This window comes from Dactylosporangium maewongense (assembly GCF_039531485.1).
GTDB classification, from domain to species: Bacteria; Actinomycetota; Actinomycetes; order Mycobacteriales; family Micromonosporaceae; genus Dactylosporangium; species Dactylosporangium maewongense.
In genome coordinates this window covers 1-1,236 of sequence record NZ_BAAAQD010000092.1, presented here as the reverse complement: position 1 = coordinate 1,236, position 1,236 = coordinate 1, and the positions used below count along the sequence as shown (strand labels likewise).

Annotated in this window: 1 protein-coding gene; it reads left to right on the top strand. The window is 69.7% G+C overall.

Annotated features, from left to right (window positions below):
* Window positions 1-14: 14 nt before the first annotated feature.
* Window positions 15-1,236: amino acid adenylation domain-containing protein (locus ABD332_RS59840; protein ID WP_344516085.1), on the top strand; the 1,222-nt coding region annotated here is incomplete at its 3' end.

Here is a 1,236-nt window from a genome sequence, read left to right as displayed (position 1 = left end):
AGCGGGTCGCGTTCATGGTCGCGGACGCGGGCGCGGTGTGTGTGATCTCGGAGGTGCCCCGGTCCGGTTCGGACACGGCTCCCGATGTCGCGGTGCTGCCCGGTCACGCGGCGTACGTCATCTACACCTCGGGCTCGACCGGCCTGCCGAAGGGCGTCGTGGTGTCGCACGAGGGCATCGTGAACCGCCTCGTCTGGATGCAGTCGCGGTTCGGTCTGCGACCGGGTGACCGGGTGCTGCACAAGACGCCGTTCGGGTTCGACGTGTCGGTGTGGGAGCTGTTCTGGCCGTTGCTCCAGGGCGGGACGATGGTGATCGCCCGCCCCGGCGGGCACCGTGACCCTGCCTACGTGGCCGAGCTGATCCGCGATGAGCGGGTGGACACGGCGCACTTCGTGCCGTCGATGCTGGAGGCGTTCCTGGCCGTGCCGCAGGCCGCCGAATGCGACGGATTGCAGCGGGTGGTGTGCTCCGGAGAGGCCCTCGGCCCGGCCGTGCGCGACCGCTTCGTCGAGGTGCTGCCGGGCGTCGGGCTGTTCAACTTCTACGGCCCGACGGAAGCCTCGGTGGAAGTGATCACATGCGAGGTTCCGGCCGCGGGCCCGGTCCCGATCGGCCGTCCGGTCCCCAACACCCGCGTCTACGTGCTTGACGATCGCCTCGTCCCGGTGCCGGTCGGGGTCGCCGGTGAGCTGTACCTGGCCGGTGTCCAGCTGGCTCGTGGCTATGTCAGCCGGCCGGGTCTGACGAGCGAGCGATTCGTCGCCGACCCGTTCGGCGAGAGCGGCCGGTTGTACCGGACCGGCGACGTCGTGCGGTGGGACGCCCAGGGCGACCTGATGTATCTGGGTCGGGCGGACGAGCAGGTGAAGGTCCGTGGGTTCCGGATCGAGCCCGGTGAGATCGAGGCCGTTCTGGCTACCCACCCGCAGGTCGTCCAGGTCGCGGTCATCGCCCGGGAGGACACCACCGGGGACAAGCGTCTGGTGGCGTACGTGGTCGGCGGCGTCGATGGTGCGGTGTTGCGCGCGTTCGCCGCGGAGCGGCTGCCCGAGTACATGGTCCCGTCGGCTGTCGCGGTTCTCGACGAGCTGCCGTTGATGTCGAATGGGAAGTTGGACCGTAAGGCACTGCCCGCGCCGGACTTCGCGTCCGCGGCTGGGACGGGTCGTGGGCCGGCTGATGTTCGCGAGGAGTTGATCTGTCTCGCGTTCGCTGAGGTGCTGGGTTTGGACG